Raw genomic sequence first — 4,125 nt, forward strand, 5'->3', positions numbered from 1 at the left:
ACGGGATCTGGAAATCGACCTCAGCGATTTCGAAAAGCCAGTTGAGCTAAAGGATTATTTTCAACCTTTAATGGCTGACTCTTCACTGGTCATAAAGTCGATGATGGAAGCCGGTGTGGAAGCCACTTCGGTGACATATAAGGGGTACTTCAAAATAAATAACATAGAATACGCCGTTCTTAAAACAGGTGAAGACGAAAAATTAGTTCGTGTCGGTGATAGCATCTCAAAATACTTAGTTTACGGAATAACTGAATTCGCTGTGCTTCTAAACGATTTAGATACCAATGAATTTGCCATTGCAAGAAATTATGAAGAAAAAAAATAGAGATCGATCGGGGTGATTCCTGTGAGAAAAATTTTGGCTACCTTGTTGGTTTTAGCAGCTGTGGTGCTTTTGTTCCCAAATTCATTGAAGACGCTCGTCCCCTCTATGGATGAGCAATCGACGTCAATCACACTCACTTTCACAAGCACTGTGACAGAATTCGATTATGAATTTCAAGCTAACCCTTCTAAAACGATATATTCCTTGACCCTGTACAACGTGGAAGGGAAGAACATGGATTTACCCTTGAGAGCAGGCCCGGTTGAAGGGCTCTGGACACGCGATCTTGAAGGCAAATACACAATTAGCGTGGCATTGCTGATTCCAGCAAAAAGGGAACCGGAAATTTTTATAAAAGGAAATTCTATAATTCTCAAATTCTGGCGTTCCAACATTAAGGTTTCGATTGATAAATTCAGCACTTTTGGTATGAAACTTGACTCTGCCGTTGCATATCTCATGAGTGATGAAATCCTCGATCTTTCCTACGTTGTAACGCCCTCTGTTAAAAACTTTGAACTCAACATTGGCTTCACTTCAACCTATCCGGAAGATGTTCTTCGAAATATCTTCATATCCCTGGGAGACAAGATTTCATATGCCTATTTCACAGATGGAACTCTCTACATCGGAACTCCTGAGGAGGTTAAAAAAGTTGTTAACGCTTTCTGGAGGATATATACGGGAATAGATATCAATCAAGGAACCGATGGACAGAATCAACTTGAAGCATTAAGAGCAGCATTACCCATTGACGCTTTTCTTGAGTATATACCGAACGAATCTACACTGCTCGCCTTTGGCGATCTTGAAACCCACATGATGATTTCCGAACTGTTGACATCTGCTTACGTGAAGACCGAATATGTAGTCGAAGATGACTTAAAAGGGCTCTACAATAATTTTCTTGATGTTGCTCAAAAAGTCAACAACGCGCTTTTCGACAGCAAAATCTCCATTACTTCAGTTCCCGAATTGAGACGGTTGATATTAACCGGTGACAAAAGGAATGTGGAACGCCTCAAGGAATACCTTGATAACTTTGCTAAAATGCAAAGATCAGAAGCGGAAAAGTCCAGATTAAAAGAGTTAACTGTGAACCTGCCGGAAAACTTCCGGATTGTTGAAGATGTTTTGACAAACGACCATGGAAGCGTTGTAAGCATCGTAGATATGATGATTGAATTGTTAAAAGGCTACATACCCGAAGAAAAGATTCACGTGGATAGAACCTTTGAAGGCATCGGGAAGGTGACTTTCAGAATTCCAGAAGCCTATGTTGACATTTTGAAAGACATCGTTTCGGATATCAGTATAAAAGCCCAGAACATAGGTTACAAAATCATCCAAACTAAGTACATCGATCCCTTGATAGTCGAACACGTCCAAAATCTCGCTTCAGTGAAAATAGAACTTCTTGGAGAAAAAGGTGGCTATATTATAAAAGGGGTTAAAAGGAATATCGATGTGGCTGAATATCTCATATCCGAGTTCAGTGGGGGCTCATTACAAAACGTTGAGGGTAAGTTCATTCAGTTGAGATCCTCAGAGGATTTTGACGTTGTACAGGGTTTTCTGCAAAAAGCTTTTCAGAAAAAAGGTCTGAGCTCTGAGGATTACGCTGTTGAATCCATAGCCGGTAGATTGGTTTATATCGAAGCGCCTTCTGATATTCTAAAAAGCGTTCTCGAAGAATTGGGCCATTATGAGAAAGAGCTCTTCAGCGAGGCATTGGAAGAGTTTATTGAACTCCCGGTTTCGGTTTATGAAGGTGGCGTAGGGCAGCTGCTCGATGCTATGTTCAAGGAACAGGTGAGCTACACTTACATCACTTCGGCTGAATTATTGATCATTAGAGGAAATAGAGAAGACATCGAACGCGTAAAGAGCTTCATTGCAAAAGTACGCCCCGGGATTGAAGGGAGACTAAAAGCATCTGGATCAACGGGAGAACGAATATCGGTGTTTATTTCCTCGATTCCCGGCTGGGATGTAGAGAAATTTGAAACGTATTTCCAGCAATTTCTAGGTGAAGAGGTTTTTACAGCGGTGAAAGTAATTGCTGCTGATGCTGGCTAGTATGTGATAGCAGAAAAAAATGTCACCGAGAGCATCAGAAACGAAGTGGAACGCCTTAGAGAAATAGAGAGCCCATATTACTCAACGGTGGAGAATATTCCACCTGTTCAAGAGCTCATGGGGCTTTTTGACAACCTTGGCATAAGCGTTAACATCATGCCTGTTGATAGCAAGTATATAATCGTCGGCAGCAGGGATAACGTGCTAAAAGCCCAAAACCTGCTGGAGCAAATACAATCAGGATATGCAAAAACCAGTTCTGCTACTCAGACAGTGCAGCAAAACATGCTTTATGAATTCGTTGATATTCCGGAAGACTCCATCAGCGATTTTCAAGGCATTTTGAACAAATTGGGCATCAACGTTGAGCTGGTTAAATCACCAACTGGCATTCTAGCCATAGGGTTTCCAGATGCACTTGACAGGGCCGAAAGCACCATAAGCGATATTCTACAAAGGCGCGTTGAGGAGAAAGATAAAGTCTCAGAAAAATACGCCGTCCTGCACAAAATTCCAGGAGTTGATCTTGAAGCCCTTAAAAGCCTGGTATCGAGTTTTTCATATAACATAAGCATGGTTCCCGTCGCTGATAGCATTGTGGCAGTAGGAGCAGAAGAAGACATAAAGGCATTCTTGAATTTATATCAGGAATTGTCATCAACAGACAAGAGTTTTGCTTTTATTGAGAAAAAGCTGAGCCTGCAGGAAATTCAAAATATAATCAATACTTTTGAACTTCAGCTCAAGCTGCTGGAAGTGCCCGGAAATTTCGTGGTCTACGGTGACCCTGCAGCGATAAATACACTTATGAGGCTGGTCGAGAAAGTGGTTTCAGAAAGCACCCCAATAGAAACAACCACAACAGCCACAGTAGAAAGTACCCCCGCAACTTCTGAACTCAAAGAAGCTCGTGTTGTATTATCACCGGTTTCTGGTTCTGCATTATCTGAAATAATTGGCGAATTAGGCCTGGACATATCATTGCATGAAACAGATAGTGGACTCGTTGCCACGGGAACACCTTCACAACTTGGAGAGCTGGAAAACTTGCTCGATAGTTTAAAAGGTCTACCAGAAATACCAGAAAGCAAATACGCACTGGTAGCACCCTTGACCCAATATACTGCAAAGCAAATTGAAGAGCAATTCAAATCACTGCAATTAAATGTAACAGTCTTTGATAGTTATCCCTTTGGCCTTATCCTGATAGGAACGGCTTCCGATGTTGAGAGAGCAGTTCAATTTGTGGATTATTTGAGAAAATACGAAAAAACCAGAACGGAGATATATGAACTCCCGCCATCAGTAACTTACGAAAATGTTGAAAGCCTTTTGAAAACCCTGGGATTTAACCTATCCCTTTCAACCATTGGAAATACTGTTGTGATCACAGGAAAAGAAGAAGATGTGGCTGTTGCTCTCTCCCTGCTTTCAAATCTCGCTGAAAAAGTCGAAAAAACGGGGTTCGCCTACAAACTGGTTTCAAGACCTCTGGGTACTTCTGTAGAAGAGCTTGAGAGTACCCTTAATAAATTGGGTTATAACGTTAGCCTTATGGATTTTGCCGGTTCAATAGTTATCTTAGGTACGCCAGAAGCTGTAAAAGGAGCTGAAAAGTTCATCGAATATATAAACCCCCAAACAGGTGAAACCGCGACGGCAACGGAAGAACCGAGGGGGCACAGCTTTGTGGAGCTACCGGCAGGATACAGTGCCGA

Annotated in this window: 2 protein-coding genes and 1 pseudogene; all 3 read left to right on the forward strand. The window is 41.8% G+C overall.

Annotation, left to right across the window (positions count from 1 at the left end):
- A pseudogene (locus tag AC3LHT_RS09330) lies at window positions 1–328 on the forward strand (hypothetical protein); the annotation flags it as partial.
- Window positions 329–349: 21 nt separating this feature from the next.
- Window positions 350–2,407, forward strand: a complete 2,058-nt coding sequence (locus AC3LHT_RS09335; RefSeq protein ID WP_488662698.1) for a hypothetical protein — start codon at window positions 350–352, stop codon at window positions 2,405–2,407.
- Window positions 2,408–2,410: 3 nt separating this feature from the next.
- The coding region (locus AC3LHT_RS09340) for a hypothetical protein (RefSeq protein WP_488662699.1) at window positions 2,411–4,125 on the forward strand (1,715 nt) is incomplete at its 3' end.

Source organism: Kosmotoga sp., assembly GCF_982836095.1.